Source organism: Streptomyces sp. NPDC028928, from assembly GCF_055564915.1.
Genome location: NZ_JBVHVI010000010.1, coordinates 43,045 through 66,824, shown reverse-complemented (window position 1 = coordinate 66,824; position 23,780 = coordinate 43,045). Strand labels below are relative to the sequence as shown.

Genomic DNA, 23,780 nt, shown 5'->3' with positions numbered 1-23,780 from the left:
GGTCAGCGTCCTTCTTCCGTCCAGGTGGCGGCCGGGCCGTCCAGCACGATGTCCCAGTGGTAGCCGAGGGAGAACTCCGGCACCGACAGGCCGTGGTCGTAGGTGGCGACCAGCCGCTGCCGGGCCGCGTCGTCCGTCACCGACTGCAGGATCGGGTCGTACGGGAAGAGCGGGTCGTTCGGGAAGTACATCTGCGTCACCAGCCGCTGGGTGAACGCCGTCCCGAACACCGAGAAGTGGATGTGGGCCGGGCGCCAGGCGTTCACGTGGTTGCGCCACGGGTAGGGGCCCGGCTGGATGGTGGTGAAGTGGTAGCGGCCCTCGGCGTCGGTGAGGGTGCGGCCGACGCCGGTGAAGTTCGGGTCCAGCGGGGCGTCGTGCTGCTCGCGCCGGTGGGCGTAGCGGCCGGCCGAGTTCGCCTGCCAGATCTCGACCAGCTGGCCGCGCACCGGGCGCCCGTGCCGGTCCAGCAACCGCCCGGAGACGGTGATCCGCTCGCCGATCGGCTCCCCGGTGTGCTGCCGGGTGAGGTCGTTGTCGACCGCGGTGAGGTCGCGGTCCCCGAAGGCGGGGGAGTGCAGCTCCACCATGTCCGGGTCCTTGCTCGTGTCGATCGCCACCAGGGGCTGCTTCGGGTGGCGCAGCACGGAGGAGCGGTAGGGCGCGTAGTCGCGGCGGGGGTGGTGCTCGACGGGGCCGCCGTCGGCCACGCGCTTGTCGTACGCGGCGCGCTCGGCGGCGATTTCCTGGTCGATGTCCTGCTGGGTGAGAGCCATGGGGTGTCTGATGCTTCCTTGGCGACGTGGCGACGGAAGGGGATTTCCTCAGCGTTCGAGGACGAGGGCGAGGCCCTGGCCCACGCCGATGCAGAGGGTGGCCACGCCGGTGCCGGAGCCGCGGCGGGCGAGCTGGTGGGCGACGGTCCCGGCGAGGCGGGCACCGGAGGCGCCGAGGGGGTGGCCGAGGGCGATCGCGCCGCCCTGAGGGTTGAGGACGGCCGGGTCGAACGCGGGCCACTCGGCGAGGCAGCCGAGGACCTGGGCGGCGAAGGCTTCGTTCAGCTCCAGGACCGACAGGTCGTCAAATGACTTGCCCGCCTTGGCGAGCGCCCGGTTGACGGCCTCGACGGGGGCCAGTCCGAACCAGTGCGGGTCGGTCGCGGAGACACCGGTCGCGCTGATCCGGGCGAGCGGCTCGCGGCCGGTGGCCCGCAGCCCCTCCTCGTCGGTGAGGAGCAGGGCCGCCGCGCCGTCGTTCAGGGGAGACGCGTTGCCTGCGGTGACGGTCCCGCCCTCCGTGCGGAACGCGGGCCGGAGCTTCGCCATCGCGGCGGGCGAGGCGTCGGGCCGTACGCACTCGTCGGCGCCGAAGAGGACCGGTTCTCCCTCGCGTTGCGGGACCGGCACGGGCGCCGACTCGGCGTCGAACAGGCCCTGTTCCTGCGCGGCGGACGCCTTGCGGTGGGAGGCGAGGGCGAACTCGTCCTGCTGCTCCCGGGTGATCCCGTGCTTGTCGGCGATCAGCTCGGCGCTCTCGCCCAGCGGGACGGTCCACTGCGGGTCCATCCCCGGGTTGACCATGCGCCAGCCCAGCGTGGTCGAGTACAGCTCGGTGTGGGCTGCCGGGAACGGTGTGTCGGGCTTCGGCAGGACGTACGGCGCCCGGGTCATGGACTCCACCCCGCCGGCCACGGCGACGGACGCGTCGCCGACCGCGATGGCGCGGGCCGCCTGGACCACCGCCTCCAGGCCGGAGGCGCACAGCCGGTTGACGGTGACGCCGGGCACGGAGGTCGGCAGGCCGGCGAGCAGGGCGGCCATGCGGGCGACGTTGCGGTTCTCCTCGCCGGCGCCGTTGGCGTTGCCGAAGTGGACGTCCTCGATACGGGAGGGGTCCAGCTCCGGGGTGCGGGCGAGGAGTTCCCGGAGCGTGTGGGCGGCGAGGTCGTCGGGGCGGACGGCGGACAGGCCGCCGTTGTAGCGGCCGATCGGGGTGCGGACGGCGTCCACGATGTACACGGGGTTCGAGCTGAAAGCGCGGTTCACAGCAGATTCTCCGCAACGGTCAGTTCCGCGTCGGTCTTGGCGACAACCTCGTCCACGCCGACACCCGGCGCGGTCTCGATCAGGGTGAGCCCCTCCTCGGTGACGTCCAGCACGGCGAGGTCGGTGATGACTCGGTTCACACACGCCCTGCCCGTGAGCGGCAGCGTGCACTCCTTGAGGATCTTCGCCGAGCCGTCCTTCGCGGTGTGCGTCATCACCACGATCACCTGCCGGGCGCCGTGCACCAGGTCCATGGCGCCCCCGATCCCGGTGACCAGCTTCCCCGGCACCGCCCAGTTGGCCAGGTCACCGCCGGCGGACACCTGCATCGCGCCGAGCACGGCCACGTCGATGTGCCCGCCCCGGATCATCGCGAACGACAGCGCCGAGTCGAAGAAGGACGCCCCCGGCAGCACCGTCACGGTCTCCTTGCCCGCGTTGATCAGATCCGGGTCCACCTGGTCCTCGGCGGGATACGGCCCGGTGCCGAGGATCCCGTTCTCCGACTCCAGCACCACCTCGACCCCCTCGGGAAGGTGGTTCGGGATCAGCGTCGGCAGACCGATGCCCAGGTTGACGTACTGCCCGTCCCGCAGCTCCAGCGCGGCGCGGGCGGCCATCTCCTCGCGTGTCCGGGCCATCAGCCGCTCACCGTCCCTCGTGCCGAGGCCGCGGAGACCGTGCGCCGCTCGATCCGCTTGTCCGCCGCCTGCTCCGGGGTGAGCGCCACGACCCGCTGCACGAAGACACCCGGCACGTGCACCGCGTCCGGATCGATCACACCGGGTTCGACCAGCTCCTCCACCTCGGCGATCGTGATCCGGCCGGCCATCGCGGCCAGCGGGTTGAAGTTCCGGGCGGACTTGCCGAAGACGAGGTTGCCGTGCCGGTCGCCCCTCGCCGCGCGGACCAGCGCGAAGTCGGTGCGGATGCCCCGCTCCAGCACGTACTCCACGCCGTCGAACTCCCGCACCTCCTTCGCCGGCGAGGCCAGCGCGACCCCGCCCGAGCCGTCGTAGCGCCAGGGCAGTCCGCCCTCGGCGACCTGGGTGCCGACCCCGGCCGGGGTGTAGAAGGCGGGGATGCCGGCGCCGCCCGCGCGCAGCCGCTCGGCCAGCGTGCCCTGCGGGATCAGCTCCACCTCCAGCTCGCCGGCCAGGTACTGGCGGGCGAACTCCTTGTTGGCGCCGATGTAGGAACCCGTCACCCGGGCGATCCGCCCCGCGGCCAGCAGCACCGCGAGCCCGGAGTCCATCGCCCCGCAGTTGTTCGACACCACGCCCAGCCCGCCGACACCGCGCTCGTACAGGGCCTGGATCAGCACGTTCGGCACACCGCTGAGCCCGAACCCGCCGACGGCGAGCGACGCGCCGTCGGGCACATCGGCCACCGCCTCCACGGCCGTGGCGACCACCTTGTCCATCCGTGAAGCTCCGTCTCTCGGTTCGTCAGTGCGCTGATAATCAGGGTACTGAGCATTCCAACGGCGCGATGCGACGTCAAGACTCGGGTATTGTTCAGTGCACCAACGAATCGACGCATCGATCGGGGAGCGCACATGGCCGCGGTGGATCTCGCCACCCATCCCGGGCACCTGGCCCGGCGGCTCCAGCAGGCGCACTACCTGCTGTGGAACACGATGGTCTCCGAGGAGATCACCTCGCCGCAGTTCGCCGTCATGAACGCGCTCGTCGCCGAGCCCGGGCTGGACCAGCGGACCGTGGGCGAGCGGGTGGGCCTGGACCGGTCGACCATCGCCGAGGTGATCAGCCGCCTCGACCGCCGCGGGCTGCTGCACAAGGTGCGCGACCCGCGGGACGGCCGGCGCTTCCTGCTCCGTCTCACCGATGACGGCCTGCGCACCCACCGCAAGCTGACCGTGCGCACCGCCCGGATGAACCAGGTGTTCCTCGCCCCGCTGTCGGCGCAGGAACAGAGCGTGTTCTTCGACCTGATCCGCCGGGTCGCCGACGCGGCCGAGGAACTGCGCAACCCGGCCGAGCCCCTGGCCGCCCAGGGCTGACCGCGCCCGCACGCGGTCCCTCAGGACGCCGGTACGAACACCACCCACACCTGCCCGGCGGCGAAGTCCAGCCGGCCGCCGTCCGCCGTCGTGAAGGCCGTACCGTCCGTCGCCGTCGGCCGCGACCAGAAGCCGTCGAACGACCGGCCGTCGCGCAGCACTTCCGCGCGCCCGGAACCGACCGTCTCGGTGTACGGCGTGGGGTTGCCGAGCACGTCGTGGTAGCGGGAGGTGCGGACCGTCACGTGCTGCACCACCACCGTCGCCGGTGCCGGCCGGCCGCTGTCCGTCGTCACCGTGGGAGCGCCGTCCATGGCGACCAGCCAGCCGCCGCGCCCGGGGGACCAGGTGAAGGTGAACCGGGCGGCCGGGTAGCGCACCGTCCGCGCGGACACGGGGGTGCCGCCGGAGGGCGCCGGGCCGTAATGGAAGCCCGTGGTCAGCGCCCGCTCGCCCGGGGCGGCGGGGAGCAGCGCGGCGGGACGCAGATAGAGGTTGTGCGGGGCGGCCCGGCCGGTGTCCCGGTCGTAGGCGCCGGGGGCCTGGTCGGGGGAGCGGGCGCGCAGCGGCGCCCGGTCGATCAGCGGCAGCAGCGCGCGCTGTGCGCCCGAGTAGGCGAGGGTCGGCAGGGCGAACTGGCGCAGCAGCTCCAGATCGGACTCGCGGACGCTGCGCACCGGTCCGACGGTCTTCGGCAAGCGTGTCGCGTACACCGCCAGCAGCCGGCTCAGGCCGCCCTCCACCTGCTCCACGTACACCACGTCCGCCGCGCGCAGCCCGGTCTGCGGACGGGCCGCGGGCACGTTGTCGATCTTCACGGCGAGCGGAGAACCAGTCCCGGCCGAACGGGTCGGCAGCGCCGTCGGAGTGCGATGCGGGGCCCGGTCGTCGCCGTCCCGGCCGTGCCCGGTGCAGCCCGCCGTGAGCGAGGCCGTCAGCGCGACGGCCAGCAGCGCCGCCACCGGTGCGGCGCGCCGCGTACGCGCCCTGTGTCCCATGCCCACCGTCGCCACCCCGTCCGTGTGGTCCGATTGTGCGCGCACCGGGGCACCTCTGGCCATGGGTTCGACGGTGATGCGCGCGGGTACCCGGGCGCCACCGCACACGGCACACAGGCCGCAGCCGTCCGCGCGACCAAGGGAGTGCGACCCCATGAAGGCAGTCACCTGGCAGGGCAAGCGGGACGTCCGGGTCGAGGACGTGCCCGACCCGCGGATCGAGGAACCCACGGACGCCGTCATCCGCGTCACATCCACCGGACTGTGCGGCTCCGACCTGCACCTGTACGAGGTGCTCACCCCGTTCATGACCCCGGGCGACATCCTCGGCCACGAACCCATGGGCATCGTGGAGGAGGTCGGCTCCGAGGTGCCGGACCTACGCCCCGGCGACCGCGTGGTGGTGCCCTTCCAGATCGCCTGCGGGCACTGCTTCATGTGCGACACCGGACTGCCCACCCAGTGCGAGACCACGCAGGTCACCGGCGAGGGCATGGGCGCCGCCCTGTTCGGCTACACCCGCCTGTACGGCGCCGTACCCGGGGGCCAGGCCGAGTACCTGCGCGTCCCGCAGGCCCAGTTCGGGCCGATCAAGGTGCCCGAGGGGCCGTCGGACGACCGGTTCGTCTACCTCTCCGACGTGCTGCCCACCGCCTGGCAGGCCGTCGAGTACGCCGCCGTCCCGCCCGGCGGCACCCTCGCGGTCCTCGGCCTCGGCCCGATCGGCGACATGGCCTGCCGGATCGCCAAGGCCCGCGGCGCCGAACGCGTCTTCGGTGTCGACCTGGTGCCCGAGCGGCTCGCCCGGGCGCAGCGGCGCGGGGTGGAGACGTACGACCTCAGGGCCTTCGACGACGAGAAGGCGCTGGTCCACGCGATCCAGGACGAGACCGGCGGCCGGGGCCCGGACGCCGTGATCGACGCCGTCGGCACCGAGGCGCACGGCAGCCACGCCGCCAAACTCGCCCAGACGGCCACCGCGCTCATGCCCCGCAAGCTCAGCGCGCCCCTCGCGGAACGCTTCAGCGTGGACCGGCTCGGCGCCCTGTACATGGCGATCGACCTGGTCCGCCGCGGCGGCACGATCTCGCTCAGCGGTGTCTACGGCGGTATGGCCGACCCGATGCCGATGCTCACCCTCTTCGACAAGCAGATCCAGCTCCGCATGGGCCAGGCCAACGTCCGCAGCTGGACCGACCGGATCATGCCCTACCTGACGGACGAGGACCCGCTCGGCGTGGACGACTTCGCCACGCACCGGCTGCCGCTGTCGGACGCGCCGCACGCCTACGAGATGTTCCAGCGCAAGCAGGACGGCGCCGTCAAGGTCCTCATGCAGCCCTGAGCCCGGCCGTCACCTCCGGTCCTTCTCGCCGAGGATCTCCGCCAGGTCGTAGCGCACCGGCTCCTCCAGCTGGGCGTAGGTGCAGCTCTCCGGCGTGCGGTCCGGGCGCCAGCGGCGGAAGCGGGCCGTGTGCCGGAACCGCTGCCCGTTCTCCATGTGGTCGTAGGCCACCTCGGCGACCCGCTCCGGCCGCAGCGGCACCCAGGACAGGTCCTTCTTGCCCGACCAGCGGCTCGGCGCGCCGGGCAGCCGGGCCGTCTCGTGCGCGGCCTCGTCCGTCCAGGCGGCCCAGGGGTGCCCGGACACGTCGTCCATGCGCAGCGGCTCCAGCTCCTCGACCAGCTCGGCGCGCTTCTTCATGGCGAACGCGGCCGACACGCCCACGTGCTGGAGCCGGCCGTGCTCGTCGAACAGCCCCAGCAGCAGCGAGCCCACCACCGGGCCGCTCTTGTGGAAGCGGTACCCGGCGACGACGACGTCCGCCGTCCGCTCGTGCTTGATCTTGAACATGGCCCGCTCGTCCTGGAGGTAGTGCAGGGTGAGCGGCTTGGCGACGACTCCGTCGAGGCCCGCGCCCTCGAACTGCTCGAACCAGTGCCGGGCCACCTCGAGGTCGGTCGTGGAGGGCGCCAGGTGCACCGGCGGGCCGGCCGTGGCCAGGGCCCGGTCCAGCAGGGCGCGGCGGTCGGTGAGCGCGACGTCGAGCAGGGCGTGGTCGTCCAGGGCCAGCAGGTCGAAGGCGACGAAGGAGGCCGGGGTCTTCTCGGCCAGCATCCGCACCCGGGAGGCCGCCGGGTGGATCCGCTCGGTCAGCGCGTCGAAGTCCAGTCGGCCGTTCCGGGCGATCACGATCTCCCCGTCCAGCACGCACCGCTCGGGCACCCGCTCCTTCAGCGCCTCGACCAGCTCGGGAAAGTACCTGGTCAGCGGCTTTCCGGTCCGGCTTCCCAGCTCGACCTCGACCCCGTCCCGGAACACGATCGACCGGAAGCCGTCCCACTTGGCCTCGTAGTGCATCCCCGGCGGGATCGTCGCCACCGACTTGGCGAGCATCGGCTTCACGGGCGGCATGACGGGGAGATCCATGACTCCGATTCTGCTCGCACACCTCCGATTCCGCTCATATACATCCGTATTCGTCCGGTATGCGAGCTGTGCGGGGTGCGCCTACCGTGGCCGCATGGGTGATGCGGTGGAACTGGAGGTGGGCGGCCGGACCGTACGGCTGTCCAGCCCGGACAAGGTGTTCTTCCCGGAGCGCGGTTTCACCAAGCTGGACCTCGCCCGCTACTACACCGCCGTCGGCCCCGGCATCCTGCGCGCCCTGCGCAACCGCCCCACCACCCTGGAGCGCTACCCGGACGGCGTCGGCGGCGAGTGGTTCTTCCAGAAGCGGGCCCCGAAGGGCATGCCCGACTGGATCCCGACCGCCCACATCACCTTCCCCAGCGGGCGCAGCGCCGACGAGATGTGCCCCACCGAGGAGGCCGCCGTGGTGTGGGCCGCCCAGTACGGCACCCTCACCTTCCACCCCTGGCCGGTACGCGCCACCGACGTCGACCGCCCCGACGAACTCCGCATCGACCTCGACCCGCAGCCCGGCACCGACTACGCCGACGCCGTCCGCGCCGCCCACGAACTGCGGGCCGTCCTGGAGGAGTTCGGCGGGCTGCGCGGCTGGCCGAAGACCTCCGGCGGGCGGGGCCTGCACGTCTTCGTGCCCATCGAACCGCGCTGGACCTTCACCCAGGTGCGCCGCGCGGCGATCGCGGTCGGCCGGGAGATGGAACGCCGGATGCCCGAGCAGGTGACCATCAAGTGGTGGAAGGAGGAACGCGGGCGCCGTATTTTTCTGGATTACAACCAGACAGCACGCGATCGCACCATTGCTTCCGCCTATTCCGTACGTCCCCGCCCGCACGCCCCCGTCTCGGCGCCCCTGCGCTGGGAGGAGGTCGGCGTGGCCGAGCCCCGCGACTTCGACCTCGCCACCATGCCGGCCCGGTTCGCCGAACTCGGCGACGTGCACGCCGACATGGACGAGCACGCCTACTCCCTGGAGGCGCTGCTGGACCTGGCCCGCCGGGACGAGCACGACCACGGCCTCGGCGACCTGCCGTACCCGCCGGAGTACCCGAAGATGCCCGGCGAACCGAAACGCGTCCAGCCGAGCCGGGCCCGGCGCGAGTCCTCGTCATGAGACCCCGACGGGCCGGTGCGCGATCATGACGGGGTGACCCGTGTCCTGACCCGAAGCGATCTGGAGGCCGTGCTGGAGCCCGCGGCCTGTCTGGCCGCCCTGCGCGAGGGCTTCCGCACGGCCGGCGCGGTGTCCGTCCCCGGCCGACGGATCCGCACCGACCTGCCCTTCCCCGGCACCGCCACCACGCTCATCCCCGGCCTGCTGCCCGGCGTCGACGCCTACACGGTGAAGGTGAACGCCAAGTTCCCCGGGGCCCGGCCCGCCCTGCGCGGGGTGATCTGCCTGCACTCCGGCGCCGACGGGGAACTGCTCGCCCTGCTGGACTCCGCGACCCTCACGGCCTGGCGCACCGGACTGGCCGCCGCCCTCGGCACCGACCTGCTCGCCCCCGCCGGGTACGAGGTCCTCGGCGTCGTCGGAGCGGGCGCCCAGGCCGAGTCGACCCTGCGCGGCCTCACCGGCGAGCGCCGGCCACGGGACCTCGTCGTCCACGACACGGACCCCGACCGGGCCGCCGCGTTCGCCGCCCGGCACGGCGGCCGGGTGCTCGGCTCGGCCCGGGCGGTGGCCGAAGCCGCCGACGTCGTCCTGCTCGCGACCTGGTCCCGGGCACCGCTGCTCGCCCTCGCCGACACCCGCGCCGGGCAGCACCTCACCAGCCTCGGCACCGACGAGCCCGGCAAGCGGGAACTCGCCGCCGACCTGCTGGACGCGGCGCTCCTCGTCGTCGACGACCCGGAACTGGCCGTACGCACGGGCGCGCTGGCGGCGCCCGGCCTGGCCCGGACGGCCGCCGACGCCACCCTCACCGACCTCCTGCGCGGCACACACACCGGCCGCACCTCGTCCCGGCAGCGCACCGTGTACGCCCCCGTGGGGCTGCCCTGGCAGGACCTCGCCCTCGCCTGGTACGCGTTCCGGGAGGCGGAGCGCCGGGGCGTCGGGACGGCGGTCGATCTGCTGGGCTGAGCCGCTCGGTTCCGGTCCGCTCCGGCACCGTCCGGACCGGCGCCGCGCGGCTATCCTGATCGCCAGCCGCCGAGGAGGAGTCCCGAAGTGACCGAGGCAGTCTCGCGCCCCACCCTGGAGGCCGTGGCCGCACGGGCCGGCGTGTCCCGGGCCACCGTGTCCCGGGTGGTCAACGGCGGCGACGGGGTCCGCGAACCGCTGGCCGAGCGGGTCCGGCGGGCCGTGGAGGAACTGGGCTACGTCCCCAACCAGGCGGCGCGCAGCCTCGTCACCCGGCGGCACGACGCCGTCGCGGTCGTCATCGCCGAGCCCGAGACCAAGGTCTTCGCCGACCCCTTCTTCGCCCTCCAACTGCGCGGCATCAGCAAGGAGCTGACCGCGCACGACAACCAGCTGGTGCTGCTGCTCACCGAGGGCCGCGCCGACCACGCCCGCGTCGCCCGGTATCTCGCCGGCGGCCATGTCGACGGCGCCCTCGTCTTCTCCCTCCACCTGGACGACCCGCTGCCCGGCCTGATCCACGAGGCCGGCGTGCCCACCGTGTTCGGCGGACGCCCCGGCTGGGGCGAGGACACCCCGGCGGCCGACCCGGGCGTGGTCTACGTCGACTGCGACAACCGGGGCGGGGCCCGCGCGGCCGTACGGCATCTGCTGGACCTCGGCCGCCGGCGCGTCGCGCACATCACCGGTGCGCTGGACCAGACCTCGGCGGCGGACCGGCTCGACGGCTACCGGGACGTCATGGCCGACGTGCTGGGCGAGAGCGATCCCCGGCTGGTGGCGGAGAGCGACTTCACCCCGGCCGGCGGCGAACGCGCGATGCGGGAACTCCTCGACCGCTGCCCGGACCTCGACGCCGTGTTCGCCGCCAACGACCTCACCGCCCTCGGTGCCCTGCGGGTGCTGCGCGAGAGCGGCCGGCGGGTGCCCGAGGACGTCGCCGTGGTCGGCTTCGACGACATGGTGCCGGTGACCGAACAGACCGACCCCCCGCTGACCACGGTCCGGCAGGACATCGAGGAGATGGGCCGGCTGATGGCCCGCCTGCTGCTGCAGGGCCTCTCCGACGGCCGGCACCATCAGCGCACGGCGCCCGGCGCCCCCGGCGCGCGGGGGACGGCCGTGATCCTGCCGACGACCCTGATACGCCGCGCCTCCGCGTGACCGCCGCCCGGCGCTCCGCACCGGCTCAGCCCGGCACCGGCTCAGCCCTGCGTCGGCTCACCCCGGCACCGGCTCAGCCCTGCGCCGGCTCGCCTCTGATCACCGCGAAGCGGACCCCGTACGGATCGGCGAGCTTGGCCATGCGGCCCACGCCCTCCAAGGTCGTCGCGGGCATCCGCACCGTCCCGCCGAGCCGCTCCGTCCGTTCCACCACGGCGTCGGTGTCCTCCACCGCGAAGTACGGCAGCCAGTACGGCCCGGGCTCCGCCTCGTCCGGCGCCTCGGCCAGCGGCACCATCCCGCCGAACATCGCCTCCTCCCCGGCACCGTCGGGATTGACGCAGGTGTACGTCCCGCCCGGGAACGGCACCCCGGAGGTCTCCAGGCCGAGCACCCGGCGGTAGAACGCGGCGGCCGCAGCGATGTCCGGCGTGTACAGCTCGACCCAGCACAGCGAACCCGGCTCGCCCGCCACGTCCACACCCGTGGTCCGCCCCGGCTGCCAGATCCCGAACGGCACGCCCGCCTGGTCGGCGAGGACCGCCATACGGCCCTGGCCCATCACGTCCATCGGCTGGAACAGCACCCTGCCGTGGGCCTCTTCGGCCGCCTTGGCGGTGGCCTGGGCGTCCGCGCTCCGGAAGTACACCGTCCAGGCCGGCGGTCCCTGCCCGGGGCCGGTCTGCATGCCGCCCGCCACGGTCCTGCCGTCCAGCTGGAAGAAGCCGTAACCGCCGGCGTCCGGCCCGGCCGACTCGAACCGCCAGCCGAACAGCGCGCCGTAGAAGGAGACGGCGCCGTCGATGTCGGGACTGCCGACGTCGATCCAGTTGGGCGCGCCGTCGACGAAACGGGTGGTGAGCATGTCGGCCCTCCTCGCAAGGGGTCCCGTCCTGTGCACTGCCGAGTCTGGCACCGCCCACTGACAATCGCCGCCGGAGCACCGCGACGCGCCGGACCGCCCCGCCCTCACCCAGCGTGACAGCGCGCGTTCTCCCGGTTTTCCCACCGGCCCCGCGCGCCGCCGTGCGCGCGCCGCGCCCCTGGGAGCATCATCGGGGCGGCCGGGGATCCCGAGCGCGCCCACGACCCCGCGTCGGCCGAAGGCCGAGGCGCTTCCAGGTGCCGTTGAGCCGGCGTTGATCGAACGTTTTTCGGTGTGCGGCAGGCTCCTGGCCATGCACATCGACACCATCACCCCGGCCGACGACACCTGGCAGGCGCAGGCCCTGTGCGCGCAGACCGGGCCGGACTTCTTCTTCCCCGAGCCCGGCAGCTCGGTGCGCGAGGCGAAGCGCATCTGCGCCATGTGCGAGCTGCGCCCGGCCTGTCTGGAGTACGCGCTGGCCCACGACGAGCGGTTCGGCGTCTGGGGCGGTCTGTCGGAGAAGGAGCGTCTCGCCCTCCGCCGTACCGCCCCCTGACGCCGCCCGCCGGCACCCCCGCGCCGCAGGCCGTCAGGCTCCGGCGCGCGCCGCCATCCGGGCCTTCCGCGCGGCCAGCTTCTCGTCGAACTTCAGGGCCTCCGCGTCCAGCCCGCCCATGAAGAGGCCGAGTTCCTCCTGCGCCTGGCGCCCCTCGGGGCCGAGGCCGTCGATCTCCATGACCTTCAGGAAGCGCAGCACCGGCTGCAGCACGTCGTCGTGGTGGATGCGCAGGTTGTAGACCTCGCCGATCGCCATCTGCGCGGCGGCCCGCTCGAAGCCGGGGATGCCGTGGCCGGGCATGCGGAAGTTCACGACGACGTCCCGGACCGCCTGCATGGTCAGGTCGGGGGCCAGTTCGAAGGCGGCCTTCAGCAGGTTGCGGTAGAAGACCATGTGCAGGTTCTCGTCGGTCGCGATCCGGGCCAGCATGCGGTCGCAGACCGGGTCGCCGGACTGGTGCCCGGTGTTGCGGTGGGAGATCCGCGTGGCCAGCTCCTGGAAGGCGACGTAGGCGATCGAGTGCAGCATCGAGTGCCGGTTGTCGGACTCGAAGCCCTCGCTCATGTGCGCCATGCGGAAGCGCTCCAGCTTGTCCGGGTCCACCGCGCGCGAGGTCAGCAGGTAGTCCCGCATCACGATGCCGTGCCGGCCCTCCTCGGCCGTCCAGCGGTGCACCCAGGTGCCCCAGGCACCGTCCCGGCCGAACAGCGAGGCGATCTCGTGGTGGTAGCTCGGCAGGTTGTCCTCGGTCAGCAGGTTGACCACGAGGGCGATCCGGCCGATCTCCGTCACCTTGGACTGGTCCTTGGCCCAGGCCTCCCCGTCCTCGAACAGGCCCGGGAAGTTGCGGCCGTCGCTCCACGGCACGTACTCGTGCGGCATCCAGTCCTTGGCGATCTTCAGATGCCGGTTCAGTTCCGTCTCGACCACTTCCTCCAGGGCGTACAGCAGTCGCGCGTCGGTCCAGACGGACGGGCTGCCGAGGTGGGGAGAGGTGATCGTCACAGGAACTCCAGGGGGACGCCGAACAAAGGGGAGGGAAGGGGTGGCCCGGCGAGCGGTGCCGGGAACCTACGTGATCGTAGGCTACGAAGCCGTAGGTTACGAAGCCGTAGGTTAAGGCTGTCGTAAAGAACCGCTGATCAGCCCACCCGGACGGGCCTTGCGCGAGCATGCCGAACAGCCCCGGGACCCGCAGGTCCGGGGGCTGTGCGGACGGACAGAATCACCCGGTCAGGCGTACAGCTCCCGCAGCCGCACCGAGAGGCAGGTCACACAGCCCTCCAGCTTCTCGAACTCGCTGATGTCGACCGTCACCACGGTGTGGCCGAGGTCGGCCAGCAGCTCCGCGGTCTTCGGGGCGCTCGCCGCCATCAGCAGCGTGCTGCCGCCGAGCAGCACCACATGCGCGCCGGACTCCTCCGGCACCGACAGGAAACCCGGGAACAGCGACGGCCGGTCGATCTTCGGTATGTGCCCGATCACCGTGCCGTCGGGCAGCGCGGTCACCGCCGACTTCAGGTGCAGCACCCGGCTCACGGGCACGGCCACCACGCGGGCGCCGAGCGGCTCGAAGGCCGCCCGCAGCTGCTGCACGCCGGCCGCGTTGGTCCGCCCGCCGCGGCCGACGTAGATGGTGTCGCCGACCTTCAGGACGTCACCGCCGTCCAGCGTGCCCGGCTCCCAGATCCAGTTCACCGAGCAGCCGAGGCGGGCCACCGCCTCCTCGACGCCGGCGGTCTCCGCCCGCCGGGACTCGGCGCCGGGCCGGGTGATCAACGCCACGTTCTTGTACATGACCACGGTGTCCTCCACGAACACCGAGTCCGGGCAGTCGTCGGCCGGTTCGACCTCGATCGTCTCCCAGCCGTGCGCGCGGAGGGCCTCGACATAGGCCTCCCACTGTTCGCCGGCGAGCCCGATGTCGACCTTCTCCCGCTCGATGTGCGTCACCAGGCCGTCGGCGAGGCGGGGGCTGGGGCGGCGGACGAGGGCCTTCTTGCTGGGCACGAGGGGCCTTTCGAATCGGTTGGTGCGATGGTGCGGTGTCCGGCGCCGTTCACACGGCGCCGGTCCGTCATCATGCAGGGCGCTCCGGCCAGGGCAAAACCCCCGTCGTCAGGCTGTGCCTGTCCTGATATCGCCGCCGGCCCGGTCAGGCCGGATCCCCGAGCGCCTCCGGGTCCGTCTCCGTCAGCTCCCCTCCTTCCATCAGCAGCCAGCGCGTGATCCCGACCGATTCCAGGAACGGCAGGTCGTGACTGGCCACGATCAGCGCGCCCTCGTACGACTCCAGGGCCGTGGTCAGCTGCCGGACGCTGGCCATGTCGAGGTTGTTGGTCGGCTCGTCGAGCAGCAGCAGCTGGGGTGCGGGCTCGGCGAGCATCAGCGCGGCCAGGGCCGCCCGGAAACGCTCGCCGCCCGACAGGGTGGCCGCCTTCTGGTCGGCCCGCGCGCCGCGGAACAGGAAGCGGGCGAGCCGGGCCCGGACCCGGTTGTTGGTGGCGCCCGGCGCGAACCGGGCCACGTTCTCGGCGACCGACAGGGCGTCGTCGAGCACGTCCAGCCGCTGGGGCAGGAAGCGCAGCGGGACATGCGCCGTCGCCGTACCGGAGACCGGCGCCAGCTCCCCGGCGATCGTCCGCAGCAGCGTCGTCTTGCCGGCGCCGTTGCGGCCGACGAGCGCGATCCGCTCCGGGCCGCGCAGATCGAGGATGCCCCGCACGCGCGCGTGGTAGGCCGTTTCCAGGTTCTCCAGGGTGAGCACCTGCCGGCCGGGCGGTACGGCCGTGTACGGCAGCTCGACGCGGATCTCGTCGTCGTCCCGGACCGCCTCCACCGCCTCGTCCAGCCGTTCCCTGGCCTCGGCGAGCCGCTCCTCGTGCATGATCCGGTGCTTGCCCGCGGACTCCTGGGCGGCGCGCTTGCGGGCACCCATGACGATCTTCGGCTCGCGTTTCTGTTCGTACATCTTCTGGCCGTATCGCTTGCGGCGGGCCAGTTTGACCTGGGCGTCGGCCAGTTCGCGCTTCTGCTTGCGCACATCGGCCTCGGCGACGCGCAGCATGCGCTCGGCCGCCTCCTGTTCGACGGCCAGCGCCTTCTCGTAGGCCGAGAAGTTGCCGCCGTACCAGGCGACCTCGCCGGAGCGCAGCTCCGCGATCTGGTCGACCAGGTCGAGCAGTTCCCGGTCGTGGCTGACCACGACCAGGACGCCCGGCCAGGAGGCGACGGCCTGGTACAGCCGTCGCCGCGCGTACAGGTCGAGGTTGTTGGTGGGCTCGTCCAGCAGCAGGATGTCGGGCCGGCGCAGCAGCAGCGCGGCGAGCCGCAGCAGCACCGACTCGCCGCCGGACACCTCGCCGACGGTCCGGTCCAGGCCGATGTGGCCGAGTCCGAGTTCGCCGAGGGTGGCCAGGGCGCGCTCCTCGACGTCCCAGTCGTCGCCGACGGTCTCGAAGTGCTCCGCGGCCGCGTCGCCCGCCTCGATGGCGTGCAGGGCGGCCCGGCGCTCGGCGATGCCGAGGGCTTGGTCGACGCGGAGCGTGGTGTCGAGCGTGACGTTCTGCGGGAGGCAGCCGATCTCGCCGGCCGCCTTGACGGTGCCGTCGGCCGGGACGAGTTCCCCGGCCAGCAGCTTGAGCAGGGTGGACTTGCCCGATCCGTTGACGCCGACGAGTCCGGTCCGGCCAGGGCCGATGGCGATGTCCAGGCCGTCGAAGACGGTGGTGCCGTCGGGCCAGGTGAAGGACAGAGAGGTACAGGTGAGGGAAGCAGACATGGGCGCCTCGCGAGGGGTGTGAGCGTTCGGGTGGACGCGTGTCGAGACACCGCGAGGCGGAAACCGAAGAGTCTGGGCAGGAAGGCCACGAGAAAAGGCCTGTGCCGGAGGACGGCTCGGACGCCGAGGTCGTACGCCGCGCACACCTCACCGGTGCATACGCGGTGTCTCAGGACCTCAGACGAGCAACGTCCTTCTCCAATCGACGGCAACAGAACCGTTGTAGACCGTACGAGGGGGCTGGAAGGGCTGTCAACGCGTTTACCGCGCCGCCCTCCACGCGCGCGTGGCGCTCAGCGGGCGGTGCTCAGCAGGCGTCCCGCATCAGCTCGGCCAGATCGTGGTCCAGGTCGAGCTGGAGGTGTTCCAGGCCGACGGGGACCAGGGCGCCCGCCGCCTCCAGGAACCGCCGTATCTCGCCCGAGCGCACGTGCACGATCGCGGTGCCCTCCGGGGCGTGGAACTCCAGCACCGTGCGGTCGTACCCGTACGGCCGCACGCGGACGTCCCCCTGGCCCTCGGGGCCCTCCAGCCCGGCGGCGAGCAGTTCGCGGGAGAAGGTCCAGCACACGTCGACACCCTCCAGGGTGGCCGGCGCCGGGAACGTCATGCGGACGGCGAACGGGTCGCTCCGGTCGTAGCGCAGCGTGGCGGGAATGCTCGGCATGCGCGGTGCGGCGGCGACGAGACGGGCCTCTACGGGCTGCTCGATGACGGTGGACAACGCCTTGCTCCCTCGTGACGGCTGGACTACGCGCCGGTGTGCGACGCCCGGCACTGGAAGAGACGACGGAATCGGCCAATGCGTGCACACCCGGAACGAGTGACCTCGGTCACCGCCTTCATGCACGGGGAACGCACGCCTGTTCCCGCGCGTTCGCGCGTTCCGCGGCACGGGAGGCCCTCTGGACGGCGCCGGGGGAGTGCGGCTAGCTTCGCCCGCCATGAGGCGCTTGGGGAGCACGCGACGCGGGGGACGGGCCGGCCGGCTGGTGGCGGCGGGAGTGGCGTGCGGGGCGGCGCTGGCCGCCCTGACGGTCCCGGCGGCCGAGGCCCGCCCGCTCGGTGAGGGCGGCGCCGCCGGCCCGGTGAACGCGGGCCGGGGCGGCGTGCACTGGGCGGCGAAGGACACCGGCAGCCCGCAGGTCCGCTTCCGCGGCCTCGCGGCCGTCGACCGGCACACCGCCTGGCTGGCCGGCACCGGCGGCACGGTGCTGCGTACGACGGACGGCGGGGCGAGCTGGCGGAACGTCTCCCCGCCGGGCGCGGCCGGCCTGCAGTTCCGGGACGTGACGGCGTTCGACGCGCGGCGCGCGGTGGTGCTGGCCATCGGCGAGGGCGAGGCGTCCCGCGTGTACCGCACCGAGGACGGCGGCACGACCTGGACGGAGTCCTTCCGCAACACCGACCCGAAGGCGTTCTACGACTGCCTGGCCTTCTTCGACCGCCGCCACGGCCTCGCCCTGAGCGACCCCGTGGACGGGAAGTTCCGCATCCTGTCCACCGCCGACGGCGGACGCTCCTGGCGCGTGCTGCCCTCGGACGGCATGCCGCCCGCGCTGGACGGCGAGGCCGGCTTCGCCGCGAGCGGCCAGTGTCTGGTCACCTCCGGCCCGAAGGACGTCTGGCTGGCCACCGGCGGCGGCGCCCACGCGCGCGTGCTGCACTCCGCCGACCGCGGGCTCACCTGGACGGCCGCCGACACCCCGGTCCCCGCGGGCGATCCGGCGAAGGGCGTCTTCGCGCTGGCCTTCCGCGACCGCACCCACGGCATCGCGGTCGGCGGCGACTACCGCCCCGACCAGTTGTCGCCGGACTCGGCCGCGGTCAGCGCCGACGGCGGCCGGACCTGGCGCTCCGCCGCCACCCCGCCGCCCGCGTACCGCTCCGGCGCCGCCTGGCTCCCGCACAGCCGCGTCACCGCGCTCGCCGTCGGCCCGACCGGCACCGACCTCACCACCGACGGCGGCCGCAGTTGGCGGACGTTCGACACCGGTTCGTACGACACGGTGGCCTGCACGCCCGACCTGAGCTGCTGGGCGGCCGGCGAACAGGGGCGCGTGGCGCGGCTGGAACGGTGAGGTAACCGGCCGCGAGGCGGGTACTCGTTCCCTGCCGCAAAGGAAGGGAGCGATCATGCCAGCCGGTTCCAGCCCCAAGCGCGAGCGTCAGTACGAGCACATCAAGAAGAGCGCGCAGGACCGGGGCGAGAGCACCGGGCGCGCCAAGGAGATCGCCGCGCGGACGGTGAACAAGGAACGCGCCCGCTCCGGCGAGTCCAAGACCGCCAGCCGCAGCTCGACGCAGGACATGTCGTCCAGCAAGCGCGGCGGCCAGCGGTCCGGCAACCGGGTCGGCTCGCACGGCCCGACGCGCGACCAGTTGTACAACGAGGCGAAGCAGCGCGGCATCGAAGGCCGTTCACACATGAACAAGGACGAGCTGCAGCGCGCCCTGAACGCCAAGAAGGGCTGACGGCCGAGCGGCCGTCACGCCCCGCAGGACCGGGCCACTCGGCTCAGTCGAGTGTCTGCCGGTGACGCGCCAGCTCGGGGGACGTCTTCGTCGCGATGAACTCGGTGATGCGGTAGGCGCACACGCCGGCGACGGTGAAGGGGTCGGTCGCGACGAGTTCCTCGATGCGGGCGCGGTCCCCCGCGACGGCGAGGATCACCCCGCCGTCGCGGGGGTTCTTGCGTCCCGAGGCCAGGAAGAAGCCCTTCTCGTACTGCTCCTCCAGCCAGGCGACATGGGCCGGAAGAACGGCGTCCACGGCGTCGAGCGGCGCGGTGTAGGTCAGCTCCAGTACGAACATGATCATGAGCCTACCCCCGGCGCACCGGCCCGCCGCAGGGGGCCCGTACGGTCACCCGGCATGACGATCGTTGGCGTACCGGCGGGCTGGCCCGCGACCGAGGAAGAGGCCCGCGCCGTCCAGGACGAACTGCGCGGGCGGGTGGTGCTGGACGAGCCGGGGCCGCCGCCCGGGACGGGCCGGGTCACCGGCGTCGACGTCGCCTACGACGACGCACTGGACCTGGTCGCGGCGGCGGCCGTCGTGCTGGACGCCGCCACCCTGGACGTCGTCGCCGAGGCGACGGCCGTCGGCCGGGTCTCCTTCCCGTACGTGCCCGGGCTTCTCGCCTTCCGGGAGATCCCGACCGTCCGCGCCGCGCTGGACCGGCTGCCGTTCCCGCCCGGCCTGGTCGTGTGCGACGGCTACGGCCTGGCCCACCCGCGCCGCTTCGGCCTGGCGAGCCACCTGGGCGTGCTCATGGACCTGCCGACCATCGGCGTCGCCAAGAACCCGTTCACGTTCACCTACGACGAGCCCGAGCCCGCCCGGGGCCGTTCCGCGCCGCTGCTCGCCGGGGCCGAGGAGGTCGGGCGCGCCCTGCGCACCCGGGACGGCGTCAAGCCGGTGTTCGTCTCGGTCGGCCACCGGGTGAGCCTCGACAACGCCCTGGCGCACACGCTCGCGCTGACGCCGCGGTTCCGGCTGCCGGAGACCACGCGGCGGGCGGACGCCCTGTGCCGGCGCGCACTCCGCGAGGCGGCACAGGGCCTGGCCGGCGACAGGGCTCAGGACTCCACGACGCGCCAGGCGCCGACCTCCTGATACGCCGAGTCGTACACGGCCGAACCGTCGCCGGGTTCGAGGGCGTAATGGCGCAGATTGCCACCCCAGTACCGCAGGATGCGCTCCAGCTCGGCCGCCCGGTCCTGCGCCACCGCCCCGTCGTCCACGGTCACTTCGAGCACGAACTTCACGTCCGCTGCGCCTCCTCGGCCTCGTCCGGCATGAGCTGCCATCGTCTCAGGCACGCACCCGGCCGTGCCGCGGAGCAGGCGGGCGCCGGTCAGCGTCGCGCCGCCACCCGGAAGGTGATCCCCGCCGCGCGCAGCCGCTCGGTCAGGGCGTCGCCCATCGCCTGCGCCGTGGTGACCTGGCCGGCCGTCGGCGGAAGGTCGTCGAAGGCCAGGCACAGGGCCGCCTCGGCGAACATCTTCGCCGTCTCGTCGTATCCGGGGTCGCCGCCCGCGACCTCGGTGCACACGCGCCGACCGCCGCCCTCGCCGACGAACCGCACGGTGAACCAGCTCCTCGCCCGCTTCTCCGCGCTCGGTCCGTCGCCCGGCTTGAGCCGGTCCGACAGCCAGCGCCGCGCGGGCGGCAGCTGGGCCGCGGCCGCCGCCGCGCCGACCGCGGCGATCCCGCCGAGGGCGACCGGCAGGCGCCGCACGGCGGCGTAGTGCCGGTACCGGAAGTCCGGGCCGTACCGCTCCAGCGCCCGCGCCGAACGGCGCACGATCTGCGGGTCGAGGGTGGGCAGCGGCAGCGCCCAGGCGCCGACCTCCCCGGCGAACCGCGGCGCGCCCGCCAGGGCCGTCACCCGGCGGCCGGGCAGCCGCGGCTCGTGCCGGGCCCGGTCGCGCGCGGCGGCCAGCATCCGCCGTCCGCGGGCCACCTGGGTCAGCGCCGAGGAGAGGGTGCCGCCGGAGAACGCCGCGTCGACGGTCACATAGCCGTCCACGCTCAGCGGCACGCCCTCGGGGAGCTGCCGGACCGTGAAGTACACGCCCAGGTCGTGCGGTACGGAGTCGAAACCGCAGGCGTGCACCAGGCGGGCGCCCGTCTCCCGCGCGCGTGCGTCGTGCCGGACGTACATCAGGTCCACGAACTCCGGCTCGCCGGTGAGGTCCAGGTAGTCGGTCCCGGTGTCGGCGCAGGCGGCGACGAGTTCCTCGCCGTGGCGCACGTACGGTCCCACGGTCGTGGCGACCACGCGCGCGTGCTCGGCGAGGGCGCGCAGGGTGGCCGGTTCGGCCACGTCGGCCCGCAGGACACCGACGTCCGCGCCGCCGGGCAGGCTCTCGCGCAGTCGCTCCAGCCGCCCTCGGTCGCGGCCGGCCACCGCCCAGCGCAGGTCCCGTGGCGCGTGCGCGGCGAGATAGCGGGCCGTGAGCGTGCCGACGAAGCCGGTGGCTCCGAAGAGCACGAGGTCATAGGGACGGTCCGTCCTGCTCATCCTGCTCATGACACCCCTTGATACGTGCGGTGCGTGTGCGGCCCGTCGCGCAGCCCGCGCCGCTGTGGGTGGCCGAGGCTAGCGTGAGGAGAGCGGAGCCCGACGACCAGCCCGGAGGCAGCGGTGGCCGTAGCCAGGAATGCCCTGAAGAAGCGGGAGAAAGCGCACGCGCACCGCGCGGCCTGGGTTCCCCGGGCGGGCGGTGGTCACTCGGTCGGGTGATGATCGGCGCTCCGGGCACTTGGCTAAGCGCTTGCTCGTTCAGGTCTTGTGTCCGGTGGAACGCGTTCCTAGCATCACCGGTGTTACATCAGCGCTGTCACACAGGCTTGGGGGCTGGACGGATGACAACGGCAGGGACGCCGCCGACGCCGGGCAACGGCCCGCTCTCGGGCGTGCGCGTGGTCGAGCTGGCCGGCATCGGGCCGGGCCCGTTCGCCGCCATGCTCCTGGCCGACCTGGGCGCCGACGTGGTCCGGGTGGACCGCCCGGGCGGTACGGACCTCGCCGTTCCCCCGGCCCAGGACGTCACCAACCGCAACAAACGCTCGATCGTGGTCGACCTGAAGGCACCGGACGGCCCCGCGCGCGTCCTGGACCTCGCCGAGCGCGCCGACATCCTCATCGAGGGCTACCGCCCCGGCGTCGCCGAGCGGCTCGGCATCGGCCCCGCCGACTGCCATGCCCGCAACCCCCGCCTGGTCTACGGCCGGATGACCGGCTGGGGTCAGGACGGCCCGCTCGCCCACCGCGCCGGCCACGACATCGCCTACATCGCTCTCACCGGCACCCTCGGCATGATCGGCCGCCCCGACGAGCCCCCGGCCGTGCCCGCCAACCTCCTCGGGGACTACGCGGGCGGCTCCCTCTACCTGGTCGTCGGCGTCCTCGCCGCCCTGCACCACGCGCGCGCGACCGGCACCGGCCAGGTGGTCGACGCGGCCATCGTGGACGGCACCGCCCACCTGTCCACGATGATCCACGGCATGCTCGCCGCCGGCGGCTGGCAGGACCGCCGCGCCGCCAACCTCCTGGACGGCGGCTGCCCCTACTACGGCACCTACGAGACCGCCGACGGCCGGTACATGGCGGTGGGCGCCCTGGAAGGCAAGTTCTACGCCGAGTTCCTGCACCTGCTCGGCCTGGACGACCTCGCGTCCGCCCGCAAGGACTGGACCCGCTGGGGCGAACTGCGCGACCGGATCGCCGCCGCCTTCAAGTCCCGCACCCGGGACGAGTGGACGGCCGTCTTCGAGGGCTCCGACGCCTGTGTGGCACCCGTGCTGAGCCTGCGCGAGGCCCCCGCCCACCCGCACCTGGCCGCCCGCGGCACCTTCACCGACCACGGCGGCATCACCCAGCCCGCACCCGCCCCCCGCTTCTCCGCGACCCCCACCGCCATCCGCACCGGACCCGCCCGGCCCGGCGCGGACACGGCGGCGGTCGCCCGGGACTGGGGGACACCGGCACACCCGACCGACGACCCCGGCGGCCGCGACGACCCCGACGACCTGGTCACCGACGGCGGCTGACCCCGCCCACCCGCTCGGCCCACCCTCCCGAAAGGCACACCAGTGAGCACCGAAGCGTACGTGTACGACGCGATCCGCACCCCGCGCGGCCGCGGCAAGGCGAACGGCGCCCTGCACGGCACGAAGCCCATCGACCTGGTCGTCGGCCTCATCCACGAGATCCGCGACCGCTTCCCCGGCCTGGACCCGGCCGCGATCGACGACATCGTGCTCGGTGTCGTCGGCCCCGTCGGCGACCAGGGCTCCGACATCGCCCGGATCGCCGCCATCGCCGCCGGACTGCCGGACACGGTCGCCGGCGTGCAGGAGAACCGCTTCTGTGCCTCCGGCCTCGAGGCCGTCAACCTCGCCGCCGCCAAGGTGCGTTCCGGCTGGGAGGACCTGGTCCTCGCGGGCGGCGTCGAGTCCATGTCCCGGGTCCCGATGGCTTCGGACGGCGGCGCCTGGTTCAACGACCCGATGACCAACCTCGCCGTCAACTTCGTGCCGCAGGGGATCGGCGCCGACCTGATCGCCACCATCGAGGGCTTCTCCCGCCGGGACGTGGACGAGTACGCGGCCCTGTCCCAGGAGCGCGCCGCCACCGCCTGGAAGGAGGGCCGCTTCGAGCGCTCGGTGGTCCCCGTGAAGGACCGCAACGGCCTGGTCGTCCTCGACCACGACGAGCACCTGCGCCCCGGCACCACCGCCGACTCCCTCGCCAAGCTGAAGCCGTCCTTCGCGGACATCGGCGACCTGGGCGGCTTCGACGCGGTCGCGCTGCAGAAGTACCACTGGGTGGAGAAGATCGACCACGTCCACCACGCGGGCAACTCCTCCGGGATCGTGGACGGCGCCTCGCTCGTCGCCATCGGCTCCAAGGAGGTCGGCGAGCGCTACGGCCTCACCCCGCGTGCGCGGATCGTCTCCGCCGCCGTCTCCGGCTCCGAGCCGACCATCATGCTGACCGGCCCCGCCCCCGCCACCCGCAAGGCCCTGGCGAAGGCCGGGCTCACCATCGAGGACATCGACCTGGTCGAGATCAACGAGGCGTTCGCCGCGGTCGTGCTGCGCTTCGTGAAGGACATGGGCCTCACCCTGGACAAGGTCAACGTCAACGGCGGCGCCATCGCCCTCGGCCACCCGCTCGGCGCCACCGGCGCCATGATCCTCGGCTCGCTCATCGACGAACTGGAACGCCAGGACAAGCGCTACGGCCTCGCCACGCTGTGCGTCGGCGGCGGCATGGGCATCGCCACCGTCGTCGAGCGCATCTGAACTCCC

The 23,780-nt window shown here is 73.2% G+C and carries 25 protein-coding genes; 11 read left to right on the top strand and 14 right to left on the bottom strand.

All coding sequences use genetic code 11. The annotated features are described in order from the left end of the window. Positions 1-2: 2 nt before the first annotated feature. From pcaH to ACZ4U1_RS23945, 4 genes are read right to left on the bottom strand one after another with little or no spacing between them, the layout of a single operon-like run. Positions 3-776 carry a protocatechuate 3,4-dioxygenase subunit beta gene (pcaH, locus tag ACZ4U1_RS23960; RefSeq protein ID WP_467905814.1) on the bottom strand — a complete coding sequence of 258 codons (774 nt, stop codon included), beginning with the start codon at positions 774-776 and terminating at the stop codon, positions 3-5. Between the two features lie 48 nt (positions 777-824). Continuing rightward, complete coding sequence (locus ACZ4U1_RS23955; protein ID WP_467905812.1) at positions 825-2,045, bottom strand: thiolase family protein; 1,221 nt, start codon at positions 2,043-2,045, stop codon at positions 825-827. Next, positions 2,042-2,686 (bottom strand): CoA transferase subunit B, encoded by a 645-nt coding sequence (locus ACZ4U1_RS23950; RefSeq protein ID WP_467905811.1) that lies wholly within the window; start codon positions 2,684-2,686, stop codon positions 2,042-2,044. Before ACZ4U1_RS23950 ends, ACZ4U1_RS23955 begins: the two co-directional genes overlap by 4 nt. Beyond that, positions 2,686-3,468 (bottom strand): CoA transferase subunit A, encoded by a 783-nt coding sequence (locus tag ACZ4U1_RS23945; RefSeq protein WP_467905810.1) that lies wholly within the window; start codon positions 3,466-3,468, stop codon positions 2,686-2,688. Before ACZ4U1_RS23945 ends, ACZ4U1_RS23950 begins: the two co-directional genes overlap by 1 nt. Before the next feature lie 135 nt (positions 3,469-3,603). Here ACZ4U1_RS23945 and ACZ4U1_RS23940 point away from each other — a divergent pair, with 135 nt between their 5' ends. Then, positions 3,604-4,068 carry a MarR family winged helix-turn-helix transcriptional regulator gene (locus tag ACZ4U1_RS23940; protein WP_467905809.1) on the top strand — a complete coding sequence of 155 codons (465 nt, stop codon included), beginning with the start codon at positions 3,604-3,606 and terminating at the stop codon, positions 4,066-4,068. 20 nt (positions 4,069-4,088) lie between these two features. Here ACZ4U1_RS23940 and ACZ4U1_RS23935 read toward each other — a convergent pair whose 3' ends face one another. Further along, positions 4,089-5,066 carry a DUF3048 domain-containing protein gene (locus ACZ4U1_RS23935; protein ID WP_467906208.1) on the bottom strand — a complete coding sequence of 326 codons (978 nt, stop codon included), beginning with the start codon at positions 5,064-5,066 and terminating at the stop codon, positions 4,089-4,091. A gap of 154 nt (positions 5,067-5,220) precedes the next feature. Between ACZ4U1_RS23935 and ACZ4U1_RS23930 the strand changes: the two genes are divergently transcribed. After that, positions 5,221-6,411: a zinc-dependent alcohol dehydrogenase gene (locus ACZ4U1_RS23930; protein WP_467905807.1), complete on the top strand. Its 1,191-nt coding sequence runs from the start codon at positions 5,221-5,223 to the stop codon at positions 6,409-6,411. A gap of 9 nt (positions 6,412-6,420) precedes the next feature. Here ACZ4U1_RS23930 and ACZ4U1_RS23925 read toward each other — a convergent pair whose 3' ends face one another. Continuing rightward, a complete protein-coding gene (locus ACZ4U1_RS23925; RefSeq protein WP_467905806.1) occupies positions 6,421-7,497 on the bottom strand; it encodes an ATP-dependent DNA ligase in 1,077 nt (358 codons plus the stop codon). 94 nt (positions 7,498-7,591) lie between these two features. On the opposite strand from ACZ4U1_RS23925, the gene ligD reads away from it, so the two are divergent. The 3 genes from ligD (at position 7,592) to ACZ4U1_RS23910 (ending at position 10,747) form a co-directional block, all read left to right on the top strand. Next, positions 7,592-8,611 carry a non-homologous end-joining DNA ligase gene (gene ligD, locus ACZ4U1_RS23920; RefSeq protein ID WP_467905805.1) on the top strand — a complete coding sequence of 340 codons (1,020 nt, stop codon included), beginning with the start codon at positions 7,592-7,594 and terminating at the stop codon, positions 8,609-8,611. Positions 8,612-8,644: 33 nt separating this feature from the next. Next, positions 8,645-9,583 (top strand): ornithine cyclodeaminase family protein, encoded by a 939-nt coding sequence (locus ACZ4U1_RS23915; protein ID WP_467905804.1) that lies wholly within the window; start codon positions 8,645-8,647, stop codon positions 9,581-9,583. Positions 9,584-9,670: 87 nt separating this feature from the next. Beyond that, entirely contained in the window at positions 9,671-10,747 is a 1,077-nt protein-coding gene (locus ACZ4U1_RS23910) for a LacI family DNA-binding transcriptional regulator (protein ID WP_467905802.1), read from the top strand. A 73-nt stretch (positions 10,748-10,820) separates the two neighbouring features. Here the strand turns inward: ACZ4U1_RS23910 and ACZ4U1_RS23905 are convergent, their stop codons facing one another. Further along, complete coding sequence (locus ACZ4U1_RS23905) at positions 10,821-11,612, bottom strand: VOC family protein (protein ID WP_467905800.1); 792 nt, start codon at positions 11,610-11,612, stop codon at positions 10,821-10,823. A gap of 313 nt (positions 11,613-11,925) precedes the next feature. Between ACZ4U1_RS23905 and ACZ4U1_RS23900 the strand changes: the two genes are divergently transcribed. Next, a complete protein-coding gene (locus tag ACZ4U1_RS23900; protein WP_189303117.1) occupies positions 11,926-12,171 on the top strand; it encodes a WhiB family transcriptional regulator in 246 nt (81 codons plus the stop codon). Between the two features lie 33 nt (positions 12,172-12,204). Here ACZ4U1_RS23900 and ACZ4U1_RS23895 read toward each other — a convergent pair whose 3' ends face one another. The 4 genes from ACZ4U1_RS23895 to ssgD all read right to left on the bottom strand — a co-directional run bounded on the left by ACZ4U1_RS23895 (position 12,205) and on the right by ssgD (position 16,679). Continuing rightward, positions 12,205-13,179, bottom strand: a complete 975-nt coding sequence (locus ACZ4U1_RS23895) for an acyl-ACP desaturase (RefSeq protein ID WP_467905799.1) — start codon at positions 13,177-13,179, stop codon at positions 12,205-12,207. A 228-nt stretch (positions 13,180-13,407) separates the two neighbouring features. Further along, on the bottom strand, positions 13,408-14,184 hold the full coding sequence (gene ddaH, locus ACZ4U1_RS23890) for a dimethylargininase (RefSeq protein ID WP_467905798.1): 777 nt from the start codon (positions 14,182-14,184) through the stop codon (positions 13,408-13,410). Between the two features lie 145 nt (positions 14,185-14,329). Further along, positions 14,330-15,955: an ABC-F family ATP-binding cassette domain-containing protein gene (locus tag ACZ4U1_RS23885; RefSeq protein WP_467905796.1), complete on the bottom strand. Its 1,626-nt coding sequence runs from the start codon at positions 15,953-15,955 to the stop codon at positions 14,330-14,332. Positions 15,956-16,262: 307 nt separating this feature from the next. Then, on the bottom strand, positions 16,263-16,679 hold the full coding sequence (gene ssgD, locus ACZ4U1_RS23880) for a spore wall synthesis regulator SsgD (protein WP_467905795.1): 417 nt from the start codon (positions 16,677-16,679) through the stop codon (positions 16,263-16,265). A 220-nt stretch (positions 16,680-16,899) separates the two neighbouring features. Between ssgD and ACZ4U1_RS23875 the strand changes: the two genes are divergently transcribed. Further along, positions 16,900-18,036: a WD40/YVTN/BNR-like repeat-containing protein gene (locus tag ACZ4U1_RS23875; RefSeq protein WP_467905793.1), complete on the top strand. Its 1,137-nt coding sequence runs from the start codon at positions 16,900-16,902 to the stop codon at positions 18,034-18,036. Positions 18,037-18,091: 55 nt separating this feature from the next. Further along, a complete protein-coding gene (locus ACZ4U1_RS23870; protein ID WP_467905792.1) occupies positions 18,092-18,430 on the top strand; it encodes a plasmid stabilization protein in 339 nt (112 codons plus the stop codon). A 43-nt stretch (positions 18,431-18,473) separates the two neighbouring features. Here ACZ4U1_RS23870 and ACZ4U1_RS23865 read toward each other — a convergent pair whose 3' ends face one another. Next, positions 18,474-18,770 (bottom strand): YciI family protein, encoded by a 297-nt coding sequence (locus ACZ4U1_RS23865; RefSeq protein ID WP_467905791.1) that lies wholly within the window; start codon positions 18,768-18,770, stop codon positions 18,474-18,476. Between the two features lie 60 nt (positions 18,771-18,830). Here ACZ4U1_RS23865 and ACZ4U1_RS23860 point away from each other — a divergent pair, with 60 nt between their 5' ends. Beyond that, positions 18,831-19,574: an endonuclease V gene (locus ACZ4U1_RS23860; RefSeq protein ID WP_467905790.1), complete on the top strand. Its 744-nt coding sequence runs from the start codon at positions 18,831-18,833 to the stop codon at positions 19,572-19,574. On the opposite strand, the gene ACZ4U1_RS23855 is transcribed toward ACZ4U1_RS23860, so the two are convergent. Both ACZ4U1_RS23855 and ACZ4U1_RS23850 read right to left on the bottom strand, forming a co-directional pair. Next, complete coding sequence (locus ACZ4U1_RS23855) at positions 19,538-19,726, bottom strand: hypothetical protein (RefSeq protein WP_467905789.1); 189 nt, start codon at positions 19,724-19,726, stop codon at positions 19,538-19,540. The two genes, ACZ4U1_RS23860 and ACZ4U1_RS23855, sit on opposite strands and share 37 nt — an antisense overlap. A gap of 89 nt (positions 19,727-19,815) precedes the next feature. Beyond that, positions 19,816-20,994 carry a saccharopine dehydrogenase family protein gene (locus tag ACZ4U1_RS23850; RefSeq protein WP_467905787.1) on the bottom strand — a complete coding sequence of 393 codons (1,179 nt, stop codon included), beginning with the start codon at positions 20,992-20,994 and terminating at the stop codon, positions 19,816-19,818. A gap of 335 nt (positions 20,995-21,329) precedes the next feature. Between ACZ4U1_RS23850 and ACZ4U1_RS23845 the strand changes: the two genes are divergently transcribed. Together ACZ4U1_RS23845 and ACZ4U1_RS23840 are read left to right on the top strand one after the other, a co-directional pair. Continuing rightward, a complete protein-coding gene (locus ACZ4U1_RS23845) occupies positions 21,330-22,517 on the top strand; it encodes a CaiB/BaiF CoA transferase family protein (protein WP_467905786.1) in 1,188 nt (395 codons plus the stop codon). A 42-nt stretch (positions 22,518-22,559) separates the two neighbouring features. Continuing rightward, complete coding sequence (locus ACZ4U1_RS23840; RefSeq protein WP_467905784.1) at positions 22,560-23,774, top strand: acetyl-CoA C-acetyltransferase; 1,215 nt, start codon at positions 22,560-22,562, stop codon at positions 23,772-23,774. The last annotated feature ends 6 nt before the right edge of the window (positions 23,775-23,780 follow it).